The organism is Massilibacteroides sp. (genome assembly GCF_028705895.1).
Classification (GTDB): Bacteria; Bacteroidota; Bacteroidia; order Bacteroidales; family Tannerellaceae; genus Massilibacteroides.
In genome coordinates this window covers 1-22,325 of record NZ_JAQWCQ010000058.1, presented here as the reverse complement: position 1 = coordinate 22,325, position 22,325 = coordinate 1, and the positions used below count along the sequence as shown (strand labels likewise).

Sequence of the window (22,325 nt, the reverse complement as noted above, 5' to 3'; positions counted from 1 at the left end):
GTCCGTACTTGTCATTTGCGACGAGAAAGATATTGTAATCGTCTTTCATAAAACGCTTGCAATTGTTCAATACCGCTGCAATGCCTTGTACATAGCTTTCTTTTGCCTCATTTCCCTGACCTTTATACAGAGGTCCGATCTCAAGTTCATGTTGTCGTTTGAATCCAAATAAATCATATGAATAAGCATGTTGTTCATGGTGGTCAATCAGTCCTACATAAGGAGGGCTTGAGAAAATACCATCTATTTTTTGTTTTTCTACAATGGAGGCAAACTTCGGTTGTGTTTCTTCCAGTTGCTGAACAATGTCTATCGTTCGGCTATCTCCTGTCAAGCATAACTGAAATGTATTGGTTCTTAAATGCTCAAATTCAGCCAGACGTTTGATCGTATCCTTTGTATATCTCTCCCACCAACTCAATATAGAAAATAGTGGTTTGCATATTTTTCCATGCTTCTTGCAATAATAAGGAGCTATCACCGGCTCAAAAAGTGTGCCCAGATCTGAGTGCGTTGTTGCTCTGCATGAACGAATCGTGCGACTTAATATAATACTCAATATTTTCTTTGTCTGAATATTTTAAATCGATTTAACTTGATTAAACACAAAATCTATTTCCTCGCGTATCTCTTGTAAGAACCATTTACCTAAAAAAGTAGAGTGGTCCGTTTGCAGCAGCCGGATATTATATTCTTGTATAAGCCTGTCGTAAATCGGTCTAAAAGACTGTTCTTTTTCTTTTCCGTATGATTTTTCATCAATTAGATTCTGGCTAACCTGCTGTCTGAATGTCGGTACAGGAAAATAAGTATCATTAAATGCTTTTAATTTTTCAAGCAGGCGTGCCTCAAACTCCAGATTTTTCCTGGAGGCAAGAAATTCTTTTAACGCTTGTGTTATTCTTATAATTGATTGTTGAATATCCAATAGGTCGTATTGTAAGACCTTGCAATTGCCGATTAATGCATTAAATGCAGATATGTCTATTCCGATTGCATTGATACCTAATTCGTTTGCTTGAACTAATGTTGTTCCCGACCCAGAAAAAGGATCTAAAACAGTATTACCAGGCGCAAAAAAAACTTCTTTTTTAAATTTATCTACATGATTATCAAGAAAATATTCCACTAATTGTGGAATGAATTTTCCTTTATAGGGGTGGAGTCGATGAACATGTTTGGTAGTTTGAGCCTCTTTGTATTCAGAAAAAGAAAGAGCCCAATTTAAGTCCTCACCGAGCTTTTCTTTCCAGACTTCTTCTTTGGATTTACCATATTCTTTATAGTAATTCACTAAATCTTCTTTTAGTATTTGCGTGTTCCCATTTTCACCTATTTTAGGAATACGCCCGTATTGAATCAGATAAGATATGTTCGAAGTTGTGACTTCTCTCTTTAAATAGTCACTTGCCCAGATACTTGCATCCTTTATACTCAATAATTTACTCATTTATTGTCAAATACGTTTTTATAGATTATACAAATCTACAAAAAAAACAGGTCATTCTGTAGCTGTAAAATATTATTTAAAATAGCCAGAACGTTCAATCGTAGCTTTCCAAATTTTGAGGCGCTTCAACTTTCGTTTCCAGGCGCCTCAGCAAACAAGTTGAAGCGCCTCAACATTCGTTTCCAGGCGCCTTTAAATTTTCTTATATCCTACAGCTTATCACTCCGTAACTTTTGTCAGCTCTATTTCCTCGAGAGCTTTAGGAAGTCTTATTAAAGAGCGGTCGATTTCTATTTTCTTCTTCATTCCGCGTTCTCCTGCGACAATATAATATTTAGCTGTATCCATGGACATTTTTTTCAAAAAAGCCTCTTTGATTCGGGATAATTTTTCATTGATAGATCCTTCTAACGGATTACATATTCTATTCACGCTTTCAACCATATTAAAATATGTTTCCCTGTAAGATAACAGTATGCCCATCGACCAAGTGAGAAAATTTAAAATGAATGAGTTTAATCTGAGAGCAAGCACTCCATTATACGATGCAATGGGAATAAGTTTGTCGAAACTTCGATGTCAACTATACAAACAAGAACAAAGTCAGGTGCTGGTTACTGTTATTACCGATGGAGAAGAAAATTGTTCAAAAGAATATTCCGGTAAGATGATTAAAAACTTAGTTAATGACTTGAAATCTTTAGGATGGGTTTTTGCTTATATTGGAGCAAATCAAAATGTAGATGTCGCTGCAGACTCTATCTCAATAAACAACCGAATGCTTTTTGAAGCAACTTCTGAAGGAAGTGAAAAAATGGCAAAAGAACTAAATTGTTGTCGCATGGCTTTTTATAATAAAATATCAGAAAAAAGGTTTGATGACAAAATTAAATTACAGGATAATTTTTTTGATATTTAGTATTAATGGGGTAAAAGTATTGGGCTTTCAAAACTGTTGTCAGAGCCACTTTTTGAAAACAAAGTAGTATTTTTTTTAAGATACTACTTTGTTTTATTTCAAATATAATGTATATGCCTGACTAAAGACCAAACAGCCGACTTAGTAACCGAAAACTAAAAAGCCGGCTTTTCTTTCATGTCTTTTGTTTGGGCCGATTGGCTGGTTATGTCTTCTTTCGTATTCTAAGTATAATTGTTGTTGACGTTTTGACAAGATAGATAAAATGTTCATACGTGATTTTTTTTCTATTCTTGCCAAGCGATCTTTTATTTGTTCCATTTCTCTGATGTTCGCATTGATCTTTTTGGGATTGGGTCTGTTTTTGTGTATCAAACTTTGATGGCGGGCTTCTAATTTCTGAAGTTTTGCCTTTAGCGGTTTCGATGCTTGATAGCTTTCACGGCTGATCTGGCTGATCGTCATTTTTTGTTTGTAAGTAAGCGATCTTTCAAACCTTGAATCATCTCTGTGGGAATCTCCTCTCCATTCTCTTCCTTGTGCATATGAAGAAGTTACCATGGTGGCAACTAATATCATTATGAGCATTATTCTTGTTTTCATGACTTTCCGTTTTTGCTGGTTATACTTAATTCTTCTCTCTGTTACCCTGGGTTTATAATAATAGACTGTCTGTTCTGTTTGGGGTTTAATCGTTCAACTTTTATTAACGAAATCAGGCATTTTTGATTTTTTGTTTGAATATTATGTAACGTTTTTTCGTCTGGTATCGTCTTATATTATAGATAGCAGGAAAGGCCACCCTGCTTAATACTAACAGATAATACAAATTGTTATGAAACGGATGATTTTATTCATGCTGCTTTGCAGTGTGATGGTAGATGCTTTTTGCCAAAAAATAGAGATTAAAGGTCGTATTCTGGATGCAAAGAATCAACAGCCGATGGAATTTGCTAATGTTGTTTTGCAAACGATAGATACGGTTTTTGTCTCTGGTACGACATCGGATACAAAAGGATATTTTAAAATAGATCAGGTTGTTCGGGGTAATTATCAGGTGGCTATATCTAATTTAGGATATGAAACGCAATATATTGCAATTCAGGACATAAGTAAGAGTGTGGATCTGGGAAATATAAGTATGAATGACGCTGCTGTTTCGTTGGAAGGGGTGACGGTTAGCGGTTCGAATATGAGTAGCCGTTCGGATAGGAAATTGGTGTTTCCGACAACGAAACAAATCGAAGCGTCTAATAATGGTATTGCGTTGCTTCAACAGCTTATGCTCCCGAAGATTCGTATTAATCATATGGATAATACCGTGTCTGTTCCCGGAAATGGTGAAGTGCAACTACGTATTAACGGCGTGAAGGTGGAGACTCAGGAGATTGTCGCTTTACTACCGGAAGATATTATTCGTGTGGAATACCATGATAATCCCGGACTAAGATATGGAAATGCTGAAGTGGTGCTGGATTATATCGTGCGCCGTCCGGAAACAGGAGGAAACGTGAGCGTGGATTTACGCAATGGCGTGAATGCGGTATGGGGAAACGATCAATTATCCGCTAAGATCAATCATAAAAAATCGGAGTTTGGCGTCAATTACAATATTAATCCGCGAGATTTTTATGAAGTATATCGTGACAATGAAGAATCGTTTAATTTTGAAGATGGCACATCTCTGAAGCGGAAAGAGCTCGGAGAGCATGGACGTTTACAATACTTATGGCAGAACCTGAACCTGAATTATAGTTATCAGGAGCCGGATAAATATTTGTTTAACGCCACTTTCAGATATCATCAGACAAATAATCCTCATCTGGATTATAAAGGAAAATTGTACAATATGCAACAAGAGAATGACGTGGTAGATATGATTGATAAAACAGCGGAAAAATATTATCGTCCTGCGCTCGATCTGTATTACCAGCGGAACCTGAAAAACGACCAGACTTTGGTTTTTAATTTAGTAGGCACTTATATGAATAGTAATTCCGAACGAATCTATCGCGAAAGTAAAGCCGAAGAGATGTTGACGGATGTGAATAATCGGACAGAAGGGAAAAAATATTCTGTTATTGGGGAGGCGATCTATGAAAAGAAATTAGGTAAAAACCGTTTAAGTGGAGGACTGAAGCACGAGCAGGCTTTTATTGATAATCTGTATCGTAACGGGCATGAAACGAATACACGTATGGATCAATCGGACTCTTATCTATATGCAGAATGGGCAGGTAAGGTGAGCAAATTAGATTATACGGTGGGTGTAGGGCTTTCCAGATATTATTATAAACAAAGAAGCATGGATGAATCATATAGTTACTACACGTTTCGCCCGAAAGTTACTTTGCAATATAATCTGATGGACAATAGTTTTCTGAGGCTAAGTGGGGCTGTGCGTCGGGTAGCGCCTTCGCTTTCTAATCTGAGCGACGTGGAGATGGTGGTTGATTCGCTTCAGATCCAACGTGGAAATCCGAATCTGAAACCGTATATGAACTATAATCTACAATTAACGTATGAGATTAAGAAGGGTCTTTTCTATAATAGTACCTGGGCGAATTATGATTATTCTCCGGATGTAATAGCCGACGAAAAATTAATTGAGGGTGATAAATTCATTCAGACATGGAATAATCAGAAAGACTGGCAGAGAATGTCGGCACGCACAACGTTTCGCGTAGGTCCGGTTAAGGATATTCTTCAATTTTCCGTAACCGGTGGAGTGAATCATTATAGGAGCAACGGAAATACGTATAAACATCGTTACACAAACTGGTTTTATAACGGAGAGATTTCGGCCAACTATAAAAAAGTACTTCTCTTATTCGGAATAGAATCCAACTGGAACTGGTTTGAAGGAGAAACGCTTTATGGAGGAGAGAATATTCATTATGTAATGGCAAAATACAATTTGAAAAATGTGTCTTTCGGGCTATCCATGTTTAATCCGTTCTCCGATAATTTTAAACAAGTGAACGAAAACTGGTCACAGCACGCTTCATATAAACATGCGAACTACATCAATGAAAGTTCCCGATTGCTAATGGTTCATTTTTCATATAACTTCTCATTTGGCCGTAAGTTTACCGCAGCTCAAAAACGATTACACAACAGTGACAGTGATTCAGGCGTGATGAGTAGTGGAAAATAATAGACACACACAGGAAAGCCGATAACTGTCGGGCATAAAAAAAGGACATCGCTTATATGTGATGTCCTTTTTTTGTGTGAAAATAAAATAGTTACTTTCTGATTCCTAATTCTTTGATGATAGCACGATATCTTTCGATATCAACTTTGATCAGATAGTCCAATAAACGACGACGTTTACCTACTAACATTTTAAGTGATCTCTCCGTATTAAAGTCTTTCTGATTTTTTTTCAAGTGTTCAGTAAGATGGTTGATACGGAATGAAAATAATGCAATCTGGCTTTCTGCCGTTCCGGTATCAGTAGCTGATTTACCGTACTTTTCAAAGATTTCTTGTTTTTTTGCTGAATCTAAATACATGATTCGTTGTTACTTTAATAAATTAATACTATATTATTTTAAGCAGGTGCAAAGATAGTCATTCTTTCTGAGTAACAATACTTTCACATCCTTTTTTTATAGATGCGGATTTTTTGTTGTAAATTTGTCGCCACTAAATTAGTCTCAATGCAAAAGATTCGAAACATCGCGATTATCGCGCACGTTGATCATGGCAAGACAACGCTCGTTGACAAAATGTTATTAGCCGGTAAGTTATTCAGAGAAGGACAAGCAGAGCCGGACCAGTTCTTAGATAATAATGACCTTGAAAGAGAAAGAGGTATTACGATTCTTGCTAAGAACGTATCGATAAAATATAAGGATTACAAAATCAATATTATTGACACTCCGGGGCACGCCGATTTCGGAGGGGAAGTGGAACGCGTATTGAATATGGCAGACGGATGTCTGTTGCTTGTAGATGCTTTTGAAGGGCCTATGCCTCAGACTCGCTTCGTTCTTCAAAAAGCAATACAGCTTGGTTTAAAACCTATTGTAGTCATTAATAAAGTAGATAAACCGAACTGCCGCCCGTCGGAAGTACAGGAAATGGTCTTTGATCTGATGTTTAGCTTAGATGCAACCGAAGATCAGTTGGACTTCCCTACAATTTATGGATCGGCTAAGCAAGGATGGATGTCTGATGATTGGCAGAAGCCGACTCAGGATATCTATACTCTTTTAGATGCGATTATTGAATATATACCGGAACCGGAGATGCTTGAAGGTACTCCTCAGATGTTAATTACGTCATTGGATTACTCCAAGTATGTTGGACGTATTGCCGTAGGCCGTGTGCATCGTGGAGAACTCCGCGAGGGGCAGGACGTGATGTTATGTAAACGTGACGGCACAATGGTGAAATCCCGTATTAAGGAAGTAAATGTGTTTGAAGGGTTAGGTCGTGCGAAGGCGACCTCCGTAAAATCCGGAGATATTTGTGCCCTCATAGGAATTGAAGGATTTGAGATTGGTGAATCTATCTGTGATGTAGCCAATCCGGAACCGTTACCAACGATTGCGATTGACGAACCGACAATGTCTATGTTGTTTACGATCAATAACTCTCCGTTCTTTGGCAAAGATGGTAAATTTGTAACATCACGCCATATCTATGATCGTTTACAGCGTGAACTGGATAAAAACTTAGCACTGCGGGTTGTTCCAACAGACTCGGCCGATTCCTGGTTGGTGTTCGGACGTGGTGTGCTTCACCTTTCTGTATTGATCGAAACAATGCGTAGGGAAGGCTATGAATTACAGGTTGGCCAACCACAGGTTATTATCAAAGAAATTGATGGTGTAAAGTGTGAGCCGGTAGAGCAATTAACAATCAATCTGCCGGAAGAATGCTCAAGCCGTGTTATCGATATGGTAACAAAACGTAAAGGTGAAATGACGATGATGGAAAGCAAGAATGATCGGGTTTTTCTCGAATTTTTCATTCCCTCACGAGGTATCATCGGACTGAACAATGCTGTTCTTACAGCTTCAGCAGGAGAGGCAATTATGGCGCATCGTTTTCATCAGTATCAACCATGGAAGGGGGACATTGAACGTCGTAACAACGGCTCTATCATCGCAATGGAAACAGGAACGGCATTTGCCTATGCCCTGAATAATCTCCAGTCACGCGGACGTTTCTTTATTGCTCCCCAAGATGAGGTTTATGCCGGACAAGTTGTCGGAGAGCATACCAAAGAAGGTGATTTAGTTGTGAACGTAACAAAGTCTAAGAAACTGACCAATATGCGTGCTTCCGGATCGGACGACAAAGTGTCGTTGGCTCCTCCTATACTATTTAGTCTGGAAGATGCGTTGGAGTATATCAAAGTGGATGAATACGTAGAAATCACCCCGCATTATATGCGTATGCGTAAGATCCTTCTTGACGAAAACGACCGTAAGCGTCAATCTAAGAACTGAAATAGGTAAAAGAATTATCTGGATTGATCTTTATTCATTGAATGATTGTATTTCTTTATTAGAGAAATACAATCATTTTTGTTATATTTTCTTATCTCTGCATATTTTGCACCAAGTATCTCCACAGTTTCTGGCGAAACAACTAATCTTTCAAAGTTTTTACATCCTGCCTGAATATCGACGTTTGTAAATCTCATTCTATTCAAGTCGATAATTTCTATCTTGATATTTTCCTCTCTGTCGTCGAATAAGATATTTCCTCCAGAATAATCCTTATGTAAAAAACCGTTCTTGTGAAGTAGTGCTGTTGTTGTAGCTATGGCTTTCAGAATGTCTTCTTTGCGCTTAAAGTGTTGTTTGTTAAGGTCATTGTATAGATAAGGGCATGTTGACTCTAAGCTTACAAAATAGCTTTTATTAAAAAGAAAACAATTGCCAATGGTAATATATCCGATAGGTATGGGAGTACCAATTCCTTTTTGCAGTAGTTTTTCTGCGTTAATGTAAGCTCTCTCTGCCTTAGATTTTCTGAATAAACCGTATATAATACGATTAAAAAAATGTGGTTTTTTATATGACTTTACGATTAGATGTAGATTGTCGATATCATACTTTTTGAGTTCATTGCGCCCTCTATATATTGTCGATCCTGATTTGTCAAACTCTTTTGGCAGGTTGATGATGAAGTTGGCTAATTGAGAATAACTTGGATTTATATATGTTCTTTTTGTATTAATGAAATTGTCTATCCAATTTATTACTTTTGACCAGGAACGATTATATCTTAATGGGCCATTTAGTTCTCTAAGGAAAAAATCCGGATATAATAAATTTAATTTGTTTATAATTTCTTTCTTCTTTTTTCTATCTTCTTTCCTTTTTGAGGAAGCATGTATCCTATAGAAGTGCCCGACTTGAGGTAAACGAACAAAATCTCCTCCATCTTTTAAAACAGAAATCCAGAAAGCCCAATCTTCTCGCTCTATTTGTTCGCAAAATCCTCCTACTCGTATCCAGTCTTCTTTGCGGAATAAAGAGCAACAACTAATCATATTTCGTTTAGTAAGTGAAGACAATGAAAACTCAGGTAGCCTCCATTTACCTGCTTTATTACCGAAAAGCTGGGCGTTAGAGCCTACAACTTTTATGGTTGAGTTTGTTAATAGTACATTTACGGCATCTGCAATAAACTCTTTACTTATCAAATCATCAGCATCAACAGGAAGAATGAAGATCCCGTTTGATCTGCTTATCCCATTGTTACGAGCGGCTGAAACACCGCGATTCTTTTGTTTGTAAAAGAATACATTTTTATAATTATCTGCATATTCCTGTGCAATCTCTAAGGAATTATCTGTTGATCCATCGTCAATAATTATGACTTCAAGAGCATGATAGGTAGATGCTAATACAGAGTCTAAAGTCTCTTTTAAAAAAGGTTCGGCATTATAAACCGGAATAATAACAGAGACGATTGGTAATGACTTTGGTAATGTTTCTCCCATACTTATATTCTATCTCTCTTATGGATCAACTTCAGCCAATAATATTTTATTGGGTTGGTGTATTTTAATTGTTTCCATGGACGACTTCCATGTGGTCTGTGCCAGACAGTCAGCTTGGTAAACAAATAGTTGCTGAATTTAAGCTTCAGAGATTGATGGGAGATTGTTACATCATGCCATGATTTTGTGGGGTCTAATTCGTGAAAATCAAAACTTTTCAAAAAGTTCAGCGTGAGTAGCGAACAACAGAAGCTGACATGTTTTGCGGTCTTGAAAACTTTGTTTTCCTTTCCTTTTGCATATAGATAGGGATAGTTGATATTCTCCTGTTCGTCAACAGTCACTGAGGCAGCAATTCCACAATCATCAAACGATACTGCTCCATCAAACAGGCTCTGTATAGTTCCTTTTTTTACAATTACATCAGATTCAATAATTAATAAACCAGCTTCTTTCTGTATAGCATTCTCTTGTGCTATCTGAAGTATTAATAAATAGTTCGGAGAGGGATTTGTGGTTAAGTCGGAAAGATTAACCAATGTGAATCCTAATTCTTTAGCTGCTTTCTCAAGAATCAGTGTATTCTCTTCCGTACTGAAATCATTGTAAACAGTATAAGTAAATGGAACGGTAATATCAGAAGCCATAATTGCTCTTATTGTCTCAAGTGTAAGTTGTATTGAGTCCTTCACCGGAGTAATAACATGTACTTCTTTCATTTCTTATTCAGTTTTCTTTTATCCCGTAAAGGTAGATATTCTTTCCGGTTATTTTCTTGTCTTAGGAGTGAATATCGGATTAGGATTGCAATATGATCTTCCTGATAAATTTGCATTTAATACTAAACTGAAATATCAAATACTTGAAGGTTCAGATATGATAGTTGTGGGAATAGGTCTTGTAAGGAAGCTCTAATAGCTATTCAAAGAGGAATCAATGCCTCAGAATCGGATATTTGTTGTTTGATCGGATAACCGATACCGAGCACCAGGTGGTTTGGGTAGCAGAAGCTCTGCAGAAAAATGCGTATATACGCTTAATCTTTCAATAAATAATTTGTTGTAAGCTATTATTTGTCTATGTTTGTTGAAAACAACCGCGTAAATACGCATTTTTTTTCAACAATTATGGAAGTGAAAAGAGATATTTATCTGAAGAAACTTATTGCCAGCAAACAAAATGGCATGATTAAGATCGTCACAGGTATGCGTAGATGTGGAAAGTCATACTTGCTTTTCAATCTTTTTTGCAATTACCTTAAAGAAACAGGGGTTGACGATAGTCATATAATACAGGTGGATCTTGAAGACAGACGTAATAAATCATTGAGAGATCCCGATGCACTCTTGGAATATATTGACGGAAGGATGACGGATGATGAGATGTATTACATACTTCTTGACGAGGTGCAGCATGTTAAAGAATTTGAGGATGTTCTGAATAGTTATCTGAAGATAAAAAATGCAGATGTATATGTGACCGGAAGTAATTCAAAATTCTTGTCTAAAGACGTAATCACTGAATTTAGAGGAAGAGGAGATGAAATAAAGGTTGCTCCGCTTTGTTTTTGCGAATTTATGTCTGTTTATAAGGGGAGCAGGGAGCAGGGCTTAGAAGAATATATGACTTACGGCGGGCTGCCAGGAGTAGTCGCTATTGCTGATGAGACTAAAAAAATGGAATACCTGAATAGTTTGTTTGAAAAAGTGTACCTTACAGATATAAAGGATCGATATAAAATAAAAAATGACAGTGATTTAGCCGAATTGATAGATGTAGTTGCCTCTTCTGTTGGTGGGCTGATTAATCCAACAAAGATTGAAAACACCTTTGCGTCAGTCAAGCATAGTAAAATTTCATATAATACGATCAAGAGTTATCTTGATATTTTACAAGACGTATTCCTTATAGAGAAATCTATTCGTTATGACATAAAGGGAAGAAAGTATATTGACACTCCGGCAAAATATTACTTTTCAGACATTGGCTTGAGAAACGCCCGTATAAATTTCCGACAGTATGAAGTAACTCACCTGATGGAGAATCTGATTTATAATGAACTTCGTGTTCGAGGATTAGCAGTCGATGTGGGTGTTGTTGTTATCAATACTAAAGATGAGAATGGAGTAAGCCAGCGTAAGCAATTAGAAGTCGATTTTGTATGCAACCAAGGAAGCAAACGATACTATATTCAATCTGCACTACGACTCCCAACTGAAGAGAAGCGAGAACAAGAACTTCGTTCATTAAAGAAGATCGATGACAGTTTTCTGAAATTTGTTATTACGGAAGATCCTATAAAGAGATATCACGATGATAATGGCATTGTTTTTATGAACATCTATGAGTTTCTGATAGATAGGGATAGTCTAAGGGTATAAAAAATAGACTACTATTCAATGCCTCAGAATCGGATATTTGTTATTGAAGCGGAAACCGATGCCTAACATAAGGAAATTGGGGTTGTGGAAGTCTTGTAATGAGTATCCGATATGTAGAAAGGTGTTTCGCGTAATGTCTGTTTTGAGTGCGAGTATCTGATAGAAGGAGTTGAGATCTCCACCGTTATGCAATATGTTGACACCCAATCCTATGTTTACGCTGAAATAAGGCATAACGTATTCAAACCTGCCCGACAGACCTAATGCTAACTGCCTTTTTAAGGCTGGAGTGTAAAATTCCTGCTCCGTACCTGAAATATAATCTTCCGTATAAACATTTGCACTTCCGTCATATACACCGTCTAAAGAAACGCCTACACGCGTTTTATAACCTAAGTTATACATGGGGGCAAAGTTGAATCCTAATACTGTATAAGCATGAGGTGAAGCTACTTGTTGATCGCCGAAGGCAACACCTTTCCGACGCCAGGAGCCGAATAACACTAAGTCGTAGCTGGTATGGGTTTTAAATTCAGGAATGGGTGTGTGAAAGACCGGTTTTTGTAGTGCTCGTATGTCTCTGTTGAAATTATAGGCTAAACCAAGTTTGAAGCCGGCCGTATTTAATCCTGCGTTAGGGAATTTCGTGTTTCCATTTGAAAAATGAGTCAGATCGATTCCGGTGGTCAGGTCAAATTGGTTGGAGAGTACCCAGTTCAGGTATAAATTAATGTTGATATAGGCATTGAATTCTGAACCGATTACCTTGTTGTACGAATTCATATCAGGGTCATAAGGCTTCCAACCACCCGATAAACCGAAATTCCATTCGTAATTAAGAGATACAATAGGGGAGAGCCTACCTATTCTTGCGCCTTGAAATAGATATACAGCAAGAGGATCTCCTAATTGCCGGGGTTCACCAAATGTGAAATATGCTAAGCCCAAACCTTGATATACCCCTCCGTAAATGCGGTCGGTACACGTGTTTGGCTGAGATTGAAATGAATATTTAAGATGAGTGGAGAATGAGTTGTTTATTCTTTCTCCGTTAATATTGTCTCCTTTTAGAAAGGAATTTGAAGGAATTATGAAGCCAGGCCTGATTTCTGCGTCAATACGGTGGATGAATTTACGGGAGACCGGGATTGAATCCCAATAGCAGGTCATGTCCTTGCTTAGAGGTTGAGACATGATTGTGTCCGCTTTATAAGCAAATAAGCGATCTATAGTTTGTCCTAATATATAGATGTGGTTGAATAAGAGAAAGAAAGTGACGAATAAAACTCTTATTATACACAACCGCGTGTTAAATCCCATAGTATTCCTCTCCACAATTCTTCGGCAGGACTCTTTTCTCCTGTATATACTTTGAGTTAGTTTAATAGAAGGTGTCTCCTCTGTTTGGAGACACCCTCTTATTGTGTTGCTTATTCTTTAAAGAATTTGTATTCCGTCTTCTTTAACCTGCTCTTCGCCGGAAGGAGTGATTAGTTTGTATCCCTTACCGTGGATATTAATGATTTCAATACCCGGATCATCTTTCAGAAGTTTACGCAGTTTTGTGATATACACGTCCATACTGCGAGCGTTAAAATAGTTATCATCCACCCAGATTGTTTTCAGGGCGTAGTTACGTTCCAGAATTTCGTTGGCGTGTGAACAAAGCAAGCTAAGCAATTCACATTCTTTGGTGGTCAGTTTTGTTACCTTGTCACCAATAGCCAATGTTTGTTTCTGAGTATCAAACATGAAGTTGCCCAACTTGTAGAATGGGATATCCTTCATTTTCTTTCCTTTCACACGGCGAAGGATAGCTTCAATACGAAGAAGCAATTCTTCCATGCTGAAAGGCTTTGTCAGGTAGTCATCCGCCCCGATTTTGAATCCTTCCAGAATGTCCTCCTTCATTGTCTTAGCCGTAAGGAAGATTACAGGAATATCCGGATTGATTGAACGAATTTCCTGTGCCAACGTAAAGCCATCTTTTTTCGGCATCATCACATCCAATACACAAAGGTCATATTTGCCTTTTGTAAAGCCTTTATAGCCTGCTTCACCATCGGTGAATAGATCCGTCACATACCCTTTTGCTTGTAAGTATTCTCTTAAAAGCATTCCTAAATTTTCATCGTCTTCACAAAAGAAGATTTTTAGCTTTTCTTCCATAAACTAACTTTTTATAAGAGGTAAAGTAATAATAAATTTTGTTCCAATATTTCCAGTTCCGTTTTCGGCACGTATCGTACCGCCATGATCTTCCACGATTTTACGGACATAGGCTAAGCCTAATCCAAATCCTTTTACATCGTGTACATTTCCCGTTGGGATTCGGAAGAAACGGTCGAATACCTTTTTCTGATACTCTTTTTTTATTCCAACCCCATTATCTTCAATAGATATCAATAATTTTCCACCTTCATTTGCTGTCCTTGCCATAAGTGTAAGCGGTGTGTCTAACCTTCGATATTTTACTGCATTATCCAATAAGTTGAACAACACATTTGTGAGATGCATTTCGTCTACGTAGATCGAAGATTCTTCGGCTTGCAAGTCTATGTCAATCGTTCCACCGTATTTTTCTACTTTAAGCGTAAACGTGTTGGCAATGCCTGCGATCAAGTCGTTTGCATCCAATTCTTTTAATTTTAATGCTGCTTTCTGTCTTTCGAAAAGCGACATTTGCAATACCTTTTCGACCAAGAAGCCTAAACGTTTTGTTTCATCGTTGATAACTCCTGAAATATGCTTGAATACATCCGGACTTTTGGTAATATCAGAGTCCTTCAGCATTTGTGCGGCCAAGGATATGGTAGAGACAGGAGTTTTCAACTCGTGCGTCATGTTATTAATAAAGTCGTTTTTCATTTCCGACAGTTTCTTCTGACGGAATACGATATAGATCGTAAATACGAACGTGACTAACAATAACAAGGAGAATATAGCCGAAGGCACTAAGAAGGTCACCGATTCAGCGATATAATCGCCTTTGGTCGGGAAATAGACCTTCAGATAATTCTGTTTAGATGGAGGATCACCCGGAAAGAGTACCTGTGTGACCATTTCTGCCGGGTTCGGTTGCATATCACTGCTTTTGTAAACTGTATTCCCATCTTTATTGATAACAAAAAACAAGTAAGGGATATTCAAACCATTATTCAGAAACTCTGTTTTCAGAGAGTTGTCTAATTTCTTAAAATCAACTCGTTCCTCAATTGGTTTCAGGTTGGCCGTGTTTATGATGTTCAGCAGCAATTCATCCATCAATCCTCTTTGGTATCTATACCTCGTAGTCAGAATCTCCTGGAAATTATGTGAAGCACTTACAATACTGTTTGTCCGGGGCTTTGAAGGAGAAGAGGAAGAGAGAGAAGACAGAGGCTCGAATTTCTTGTTTTCGAACAACTGTGTTCTATTCACCGTCTTGCTGATTGTTGACCCATTTGTATCCCGTATCTGTAACTGGTATTGCTCTTGCGTGATGATTTTGGATAATGCTTTTGAATCAGTTTGATTCTGATACATATAATTCCCTTCTCCACGGTTGATGTCTTCTTCAAGGTACTTTTTTGTTTCTTCCAGTTCCAGATTTCTCGAAACCTGATGCAGACTTCTCTTAACCGTTTCATTAAACTGTTCGTTGCTTGTCCTCAGAATAGTACTTACGTAGGTCACCTGCAGGTACAAAAGTCCTGCAAAGGCAAATGCCATAACAACTGCGAGTAACCAAATCGTTGACTTTCTCATATCATTTATCTCCTATGACTGGAACAAATAACGCCTATTTTAGTTTAATATTTACACAAAAAAAGTAAAAATAGGGGGCTTCAATTCTTAAAATATCTAATATATGGTGTTGTAATTTTGTTGTAAACACCTTTTGTTCAGCTGATTAAACGTATTCTTTGGTTAAGGTGCTGTGTTTTACGCTTATGAGATTAATAAAGACAAGGCTTGGCAGCCTAAAAACGGCCTGTTTTTAAGAGTGTTGAAAATCAGACAAAATTCCGGGTAAAAAATATAAAGGATATTTTTGCAAAAATATCCTTTATATTTTTTCGTGTATTAGGATCAAATAATTTTTTCTACTTCAGCCAGATTTTTTGCTACATCTTCATCTGATAGTTCGAAGTTGGTGAGGTCGCCTGAAAGATATTGGTCGTACGCAGCCATATCGATTAGCCCATGTCCCGATAAATTAAATAAAATCGTGCGTGGCTTGCCTTCCAATTTGGCCTGTTCTGCTTCCTGGATGGCGGCGGCGATAGCATGAGCTGATTCAGGAGCGGGAATGATACCCTCCGCCTGAGCAAATAAAGTTGCTGCTTTGAACGTATCAAGTTGTTTGATATCTACAGCACCCATTAAACCGTCTTTTCGGAGTTGACTTACGATGGATCCTGCTCCGTGGTAACGCAATCCTCCCGCATGAATATTAGCCGGAGCAAAATTGTGACCTAATGTGAACATCGGGATCAATGGAGTGTAACCTGCTTCATCCCCAAAGTCGTATTGGAACTGTCCGCGTGTCAGTTTAGGACAAGACGCCGGTTCGGCAGCAAGAATACGAATATCCTTGCCTTCGGTCAGTTTATGACGAAGGAACGGAAACGTAATACCCGAAAAATTAGATCCTCCACCGAAACAGGCGATCACAACGTCAGGATATTCTCCTGCCATTTCCATTTGTTTCTCAGCCTCCAACCCAATAACAGTCTGGTGAAGCATTACATGATTTAATACGCTGCCCAGTGTGTATTTACAATTAGGGGTCTGCATTGCTAATTCAACCGCTTCAGAGATTGCCGTTCCTAAACTTCCCTGATAATTCGGATGATCAGTCAGAATCTTTCGTCCCGCTTTGGTGCTCATACTTGGAGATGCAATGACCTGAGCCCCGAAAGTCTGCATAATCGAACGACGGTATGGTTTCTGATGATAACTTACCTTAACCATATAAACAGCCAGTTCTAAGCCGAATGCTTTTGCTGCATACGATAAAGCAGCGCCCCATTGCCCGGCGCCTGTTTCCGTCGTGATATTGGTTACGCCTTCTTTCTTACAGAAATAAGCCTGAGCAATCGCGGAATTAAGTTTGTGAGAACCAACCGGACTTACACTTTCATTCTTGAAATAGATATGAGCCGGTGTATCCAATGCTTTCTCTAAACCTGTAGCACGTACCAAAGGAGTAGGGCGCCAGATCTTATATAGATCACTCACCTCTTCCGGTATTTCGATCCAGGCATCCGTGTCGTTCATCTCTTGCTGTGCCAATTCCTGTGCAAACAAAGGGTATAGATCTTCTGCCTTTAGCGGCTGTTTGGTCTGTGGGTTAAGAAAAGGAAGCGGTTTTGTTTTCATATCCGCTACAATATTATACCATGCTGTGGGTATATCTTTCTCCTGTAGTAAAAACTTTTTTGTGCTCATGCTTTATATATTGCTTACATTAATAGTCCCAAAAGTTGGTGGTTGCTTACAACTTGAAAGCAAAGGAACAAATAATATTTCGATCATCAAATCTTATCTGTGAAAAATAAGTACATTTGCCGCCTGTAATCTTAAGTACTAATTGTCTTAACCCCAAATCAATGAAACATCTATTGCTTCTTCTGATGTCTTTTCTATTATCACTACCTGCTTCTTCCCAGAAAAAAGATTTTTCATATAAATTCTATGGTTTTGTCAGAGGGGATCTCTTCTATAATACCAGGGCAAATATGGCACCGGTGGACGGAAACTTTTATTTATTCCCCTTGAATGAGGTGCTTGATGCAGATGGAAAGGATTTGAATGCAACGCCTAATGGCAGTTTCTATACTTTTACAACTCGTCTTGGCCTGGATATACAAGGACCTCGGATAGGTACTGCGCGTTCATCGGCCAAAATAGAAACCGATTTCGGAGGGTTCTCCGCAAGCACTACTATGATTCGTATTCGTCAGGCATATGTGGCATTGGATTGGACGAATAGTCAGGTTCTGATCGGTCAAACATGGCATCCTCTGTTCGGGTCAGTCATGCCTGATATGCTGAACCTTTCTACCGGAGCTCCGTTCCAACCGTTTAACCGTAGTCCGCAGATACGTTATCAATATAAAAAAGACAGATTGAGATTTACGGCTTCAGCGTTGTGGCAATTACAATATTTGTCAAGTGGCCCGAAAGGAATGAGTGAAGATTATATTAAAAATAGCTGTGTTCCTGAGCTATACGCAGGGATCGACTTTGCTTCGGACAAGAACTGGCTGGCCGGAGCCGGAGTACATCTTATTTCATTGACACCTCGTACTACTACGGAATGGAACAATAAAACCTATAAAGTCAGCGAACGAATGACAACGTATTCCTACGAAGCGCATGTAAAATATACAGGCAATAATTTTACGATTGCGGCGAAAACAATTATGGCTTCCTCCTTAGATCAAACCGCTCTTATTGGTGGATACGGAGTGAGTAAGATAAATGAAAATAACGGAGAGCAGGAATATACTCCTTTCCGGCACTCTACTTCCTGGCTTAATATAACGTATGGTAAGAAATGGAAACCAGCCTTGTTTGTTGGCTATACAAAAAATCTCGGAACAGATGACCCGTTGGTTTCTTCGGATAAAATATATGGATTAGGATTAACCATTGATCAGTTGTTGACAATTAATGCAGCTATTTCCTATAATCTTGCCAATTGGCAGATTGGAATTGAGTACTGTCCGGCTACATCTTGGTACGGACAAGTTTGTCCTGAATCAGGAAAAATAGTAAATTCGCAGGCCGTAACGAATCACCGTATTCTGGGCGTGATGATGTATTATTTCTAATCAAGATTACAATGAGACAATTATTGATTTCTGCCTTTCTGCTACTAACCTTAGCTTTTTCTCTTGGAGCACAACGACAAAATATTTCGTATAAATTCTATGGTCAGGTTCGTGGAGATTTGTTCTATAATTCGCGGGCGAATGTAGAGACTGTGGATGGTCTTTTCTTTATGTTTCCGAAGGACAAGGCACCCGATGCGGATGGGAATGATCTGAATGCAGCGGCAAATGGTAGTTTTTATTTGTTGTATTCGCGCTTGGGGATAGATATTAAAGGACCGAACATTGGTAATGCGGTTTCTACGGTTAAGATAGAAAGTGATTTTCGTGGTTCGGGAAGTACTTTCGCTTTGTTGAGGATACGCCATGCGTATGTTAATTTGGATTGGGGAAAATCAGACGTAACAATCGGTCAGACCTGGCATCCGCTATTTGGGGAAGTATCTCCTCAGGTATTAAACCTTTCTACCGGTGCACCTTTTCAGCCTTTTAATCGTAGTCCCCTGCTTATGTACAGATATGTAAATAAGAACTGGCAACTCAAGGCTGCTACCATGTGGCAACTCCAATATCTGTCAACAGGTCAAAACGGAAAATCAGAAGAATATATAAAGAACAGTTGTATTCCTGAACTTTATGCCGGTATTGATTATAAAGGACAAGGCTGGCAGGTTGGCGTAGGTGCTGATTTTCTTTCTATCACCCCGCGAACGCAATCTGTTATCTCCGACGGAGGGAATACGAAAGTTTTTAAAGTAAACGAACGTGTAAATTCGTTGACTTTCGAAGCGCATGCAAAATATACTTCCGCCGATTGGTTTATTGCAGGAAAAACGTTATTAGCATCGAACCAGGTACACAATTCTATGATTGGGGGGTATGCTGTTTCCGCTATAGATAGCCGTACGGGAGAATATGAATATACTCCCTTTCGTAATTCTTTATCTTGGCTGAATATCGTTTACGGAAAGAAATGGAAACCGGGAATCTTTATTGGCTATATGAAAAATCTGGGAACAAGTGATCCGATAAACGGTGCTATGTACGGAACAGGACTTAACCTCGACCAATTATTGTCCACACAGTTCCAGCTTACCTATAATCTTCCTCATTGGAAATTCGGTTTCGAATACATGCCTTCCATTGCCTGGTATGGTGCAATAAATTCAGAGGATGGTAAGGTGCTTGATTCTCATTCCATAACAAATCACCGTATTCTTGGCGTTATGATCTATACATTCTGATGATTGAATATACAATAAGGCGTTAAAAGTTACAATTGTTTTTTCTGCAATAGAAAAGTATTTTGAGCACTTTGTTGGAGATTATCAGGATCAGTCCGAAACCCCGGTTGTTATTACACTTGGATTATGTCGTTTTTAATGGGATTACCTCGATAAGTTAAAACAAATTGTGGACAGCAAATATAAAAAAGCGAAATAAAAAACAAAATAATAGTAAAATTTGTCATTTTCAGACAAATTGTCGTCGACTTCAACAGCGTTGTTTTAACGCGCTTTATTAAATAAAATGACAATATATGTACCCGAAAAACAAACGCCGAAAAACCACGCTTAAAACGCGCGATACGGCATGCCGGTTTTTTTGAATTCTCAAAATTGAACAAAAAAAGGCAATGGATAAAATCTTCCTATTCTTTTTGGAAAAAGATTCTATTCTTTTTTTGAATATAAAGGATATTTTTCAGAAAATAACCTTTATATTTTCGGTAAAAAACGGGCTATTTTAGTCTAAATGCAATGTTTATTGGTCTAAAACGATTCTATAAATCAAAAAACAAGGATGGACATTTTTTTACGCGTAAGTAAAAGGACGAAAAAAGTATCTATTTGTCAAAATAAAACGCAAAAAATCAAAACTATTCGATTGATTTTAATGTATTGTAAATCAACAATATGAACAGGATTGATTTTGTTGGAAGCCTCTGCTCAGCGTAGTCTCTAAACCAATGTCATCAACTTAAGCTATACAGTTTGGTTTTAAGGCTGAAAGCCTGCTATAGTATAGCCCAACTGTTAGGGTAGGTTTATACTGTCCTTTCAGGCCGCAAAGGAAGGGTGTCCTATTACCCAATACGTTGTGTTGGGCTGATATATACTCGGCTTTCAGCCGGAATTATTCGATGAATAGTAAGACTAAAGTGGAACAAGAAGTTTGAGTTGATGACATTGGTCTCTAAAATGCCAGTTTGCAGTATAGACGTATCACGATGGATGATTACCATGACAACCGGATATTTTGCCTGATCCTTTATTCCTGAATCCGAAGAAACCCGATTCTTGCTGAAAATCTGTTGAAATAATAGCAAGAATCAGATTGAGAAACAGAAGTTAAATCCCGATATTTGCAATATGAAAACCATTCGCTCAGAACTTGAAGCTCTCGCAGATGATAAATACAAAGCATTCTCATCGAAACTTATACCCAATATCAATTTAAATATGCTGGGGGTAAGGCTTCCCGCTCTTCGGCAAATAGCCAAGCGATTAGTGCGGAAAGATTATGAATCATATCTTGTTGAGACAGATTTGCTCTATTTCGAGGAGACTATGTTGCAGGGAATGATTATCGGCTACCTGAATACGAGTTGGCAAGGCAAAGCAAAACATGTTACTCGATTTGTACCCAAAATAGATAATTGGTCGGTATGTGATAGCTTTTGCACAGGCTTAAAGTTTGATGAAAAAGAGAAACATGATGTGTGGATGTTTTTGCAGCCCTACCTGAAATCGAAAGAGGCTTACGAAATACGGTTCGCAGTTGTTATGTTGTTGTTTCATTTTGTAGATAAGCAATATGCAATCAAAGCGTTTTCTGCATTCGACCGAATCAAACACGAAGAGTATTATGTGCGAATGGCTGTGGCTTGGGCGGTATCTATCTATTTCAGAGATGCGCCCGAAGTAACTATGCCTTATCTGAAAAAGAATAAACTTGATGACTGGACTTACAATAAAGCCTTGCAGAAGATAACGGAATCGCAGGCTGTTGATAGTGAAACTAAAGATATAATCCGCTCTATGAAGCGTAAAGTATAATGAAACAGAGTTGGGAAAAAGTAACTATCAGAACCGATGACGGGGAACTGAAAGACGGTATTGCTCCTGTGATAATATCTGCAAGTCGTGCAACGGATATTTCTGCTTTTCATGCCGAGTGGTTTATGAATCGCCTGGAGAGGGGGTATATTCGTTGGGAAAATCGATTTGCTCCTTCTATGCCAAAATATATTTCGCTTAAAAATGTTCGTCTAATCGTTTTTTGGACAAAGAACCCTAACCCTTTGATGAAATATCTTGATGAATTGGAGAGTCAGGATTTGAACTTCTATTTTCAATTTACGCTGAATAACTATGAAATCGAGCGATTTGAACCGGCTATTCCTCCATTGGCGCAACGAATAAAGACATTTCAAGAATTATCGAATCGGATAGGTAAGGAGCGTGTTATTTGGCGGTTTGACCCGATGTTGTTGGCGGAAGATATTTCGGTAGCTGATTTGCTTGCTAAGGTAAAAGGCATAGGAGATGAATTAATCACATATACGGATAAGTTGGTTTTTAGCTTTGCAGATGTATTCAGCTATCCTCGTGTAAAAGCCAACCTGATTAAAGACAGCGACTATTTCACAAAAGAAAATCACTATTAACCGACTAAAATTCCAGACAGTCGGATTTGTTTAATTACACGGTCTGTATCGTGTTATATTTCTTTTTTTCGAAACCCTACCCCCTGTTTATAAAGCCAGCCTAAGCTGGATTCC

The 22,325-nt window shown here is 38.2% G+C and carries 19 protein-coding genes and 1 pseudogene; 8 read left to right on the top strand and 12 right to left on the bottom strand.

The features are described from left to right. The 3 genes and pseudogenes from PHT93_RS12850 to PHT93_RS12840 form a co-directional block, all read right to left on the bottom strand. Positions 1-559, bottom strand: a pseudogene (locus tag PHT93_RS12850) (site-specific DNA-methyltransferase); the annotation flags it as partial. 21 nt (positions 560-580) lie between these two features. Beyond that, positions 581-1,450 carry a DNA methyltransferase gene (locus tag PHT93_RS12845; protein WP_300243641.1) on the bottom strand — a complete coding sequence of 290 codons (870 nt, stop codon included), beginning with the start codon at positions 1,448-1,450 and terminating at the stop codon, positions 581-583. A gap of 219 nt (positions 1,451-1,669) precedes the next feature. Then, positions 1,670-1,798 carry a hypothetical protein gene (locus PHT93_RS12840; protein ID WP_300243638.1) on the bottom strand — a complete coding sequence of 43 codons (129 nt, stop codon included), beginning with the start codon at positions 1,796-1,798 and terminating at the stop codon, positions 1,670-1,672. Positions 1,799-1,925: 127 nt separating this feature from the next. Here PHT93_RS12840 and PHT93_RS12835 point away from each other — a divergent pair, with 127 nt between their 5' ends. Further along, positions 1,926-2,369, top strand: a complete 444-nt coding sequence (locus PHT93_RS12835) for a hypothetical protein (protein WP_300243635.1) — start codon at positions 1,926-1,928, stop codon at positions 2,367-2,369. 141 nt (positions 2,370-2,510) lie between these two features. On the opposite strand, the gene PHT93_RS12830 is transcribed toward PHT93_RS12835, so the two are convergent. Then, positions 2,511-2,972: a hypothetical protein gene (locus PHT93_RS12830; RefSeq protein ID WP_300243633.1), complete on the bottom strand. Its 462-nt coding sequence runs from the start codon at positions 2,970-2,972 to the stop codon at positions 2,511-2,513. Between the two features lie 232 nt (positions 2,973-3,204). Between PHT93_RS12830 and PHT93_RS12825 the strand changes: the two genes are divergently transcribed. Further along, on the top strand, positions 3,205-5,526 hold the full coding sequence (locus PHT93_RS12825; protein WP_300243631.1) for an outer membrane beta-barrel protein: 2,322 nt from the start codon (positions 3,205-3,207) through the stop codon (positions 5,524-5,526). Positions 5,527-5,617: 91 nt separating this feature from the next. Here the strand turns inward: PHT93_RS12825 and rpsO are convergent, their stop codons facing one another. Continuing rightward, the gene (gene rpsO, locus PHT93_RS12820) at positions 5,618-5,887 is read right to left on the bottom strand and encodes a 30S ribosomal protein S15 (RefSeq protein WP_300243628.1); all 270 of its coding nucleotides are present in this window, start codon (positions 5,885-5,887) and stop codon (positions 5,618-5,620) included. 147 nt (positions 5,888-6,034) lie between these two features. Between rpsO and typA the strand changes: the two genes are divergently transcribed. After that, complete coding sequence (typA, locus tag PHT93_RS12815) at positions 6,035-7,834, top strand: translational GTPase TypA (protein ID WP_300243625.1); 1,800 nt, start codon at positions 6,035-6,037, stop codon at positions 7,832-7,834. Positions 7,835-7,848: 14 nt separating this feature from the next. On the opposite strand, the gene PHT93_RS12810 is transcribed toward typA, so the two are convergent. Both PHT93_RS12810 and PHT93_RS12805 read right to left on the bottom strand, forming a co-directional pair. Continuing rightward, positions 7,849-9,339 (bottom strand): glycosyltransferase, encoded by a 1,491-nt coding sequence (locus tag PHT93_RS12810; RefSeq protein WP_300243623.1) that lies wholly within the window; start codon positions 9,337-9,339, stop codon positions 7,849-7,851. Between the two features lie 2 nt (positions 9,340-9,341). After that, a complete protein-coding gene (locus PHT93_RS12805) occupies positions 9,342-10,058 on the bottom strand; it encodes a glycosyltransferase family 2 protein (RefSeq protein ID WP_300243620.1) in 717 nt (238 codons plus the stop codon). 408 nt (positions 10,059-10,466) lie between these two features. Between PHT93_RS12805 and PHT93_RS12800 the strand changes: the two genes are divergently transcribed. Next, a complete protein-coding gene (locus tag PHT93_RS12800; protein WP_300243617.1) occupies positions 10,467-11,720 on the top strand; it encodes an ATP-binding protein in 1,254 nt (417 codons plus the stop codon). Positions 11,721-11,735: 15 nt separating this feature from the next. Here the strand turns inward: PHT93_RS12800 and PHT93_RS12795 are convergent, their stop codons facing one another. The 4 genes from PHT93_RS12795 to PHT93_RS12780 form a co-directional block, all read right to left on the bottom strand. Next, a complete protein-coding gene (locus tag PHT93_RS12795) occupies positions 11,736-12,890 on the bottom strand; it encodes an acyloxyacyl hydrolase (protein WP_300243645.1) in 1,155 nt (384 codons plus the stop codon). 267 nt (positions 12,891-13,157) lie between these two features. After that, complete coding sequence (locus PHT93_RS12790; protein ID WP_300243614.1) at positions 13,158-13,889, bottom strand: response regulator transcription factor; 732 nt, start codon at positions 13,887-13,889, stop codon at positions 13,158-13,160. A 3-nt stretch (positions 13,890-13,892) separates the two neighbouring features. Then, complete coding sequence (locus tag PHT93_RS12785; protein WP_300243612.1) at positions 13,893-15,467, bottom strand: HAMP domain-containing sensor histidine kinase; 1,575 nt, start codon at positions 15,465-15,467, stop codon at positions 13,893-13,895. A 324-nt stretch (positions 15,468-15,791) separates the two neighbouring features. Beyond that, the gene (locus tag PHT93_RS12780) at positions 15,792-17,153 is read right to left on the bottom strand and encodes a TrpB-like pyridoxal phosphate-dependent enzyme (protein ID WP_300243610.1); all 1,362 of its coding nucleotides are present in this window, start codon (positions 17,151-17,153) and stop codon (positions 15,792-15,794) included. 161 nt (positions 17,154-17,314) lie between these two features. On the opposite strand from PHT93_RS12780, the gene PHT93_RS12775 reads away from it, so the two are divergent. Together PHT93_RS12775 and PHT93_RS12770 are read left to right on the top strand one after the other, a co-directional pair. Then, on the top strand, positions 17,315-18,541 hold the full coding sequence (locus PHT93_RS12775; protein ID WP_300243608.1) for a DcaP family trimeric outer membrane transporter: 1,227 nt from the start codon (positions 17,315-17,317) through the stop codon (positions 18,539-18,541). An 11-nt stretch (positions 18,542-18,552) separates the two neighbouring features. Then, complete coding sequence (locus tag PHT93_RS12770) at positions 18,553-19,785, top strand: hypothetical protein (protein ID WP_300243605.1); 1,233 nt, start codon at positions 18,553-18,555, stop codon at positions 19,783-19,785. Between the two features lie 842 nt (positions 19,786-20,627). Here the strand turns inward: PHT93_RS12770 and PHT93_RS12765 are convergent. Next, complete coding sequence (locus PHT93_RS12765) at positions 20,628-20,786, bottom strand: hypothetical protein (protein WP_300243603.1); 159 nt, start codon at positions 20,784-20,786, stop codon at positions 20,628-20,630. Positions 20,787-20,913: 127 nt separating this feature from the next. Here PHT93_RS12765 and PHT93_RS12760 point away from each other — a divergent pair, with 127 nt between their 5' ends. Together PHT93_RS12760 and PHT93_RS12755 are read left to right on the top strand one after the other, a co-directional pair. Next, positions 20,914-21,600 carry a DNA alkylation repair protein gene (locus PHT93_RS12760; protein WP_363318653.1) on the top strand — a complete coding sequence of 229 codons (687 nt, stop codon included), beginning with the start codon at positions 20,914-20,916 and terminating at the stop codon, positions 21,598-21,600. Continuing rightward, complete coding sequence (locus PHT93_RS12755; protein WP_300243601.1) at positions 21,600-22,211, top strand: DUF1848 family protein; 612 nt, start codon at positions 21,600-21,602, stop codon at positions 22,209-22,211. The genes PHT93_RS12760 and PHT93_RS12755 overlap by 1 nt, the downstream gene beginning before the upstream one ends. Positions 22,212-22,325: the final 114 nt, after the last annotated feature.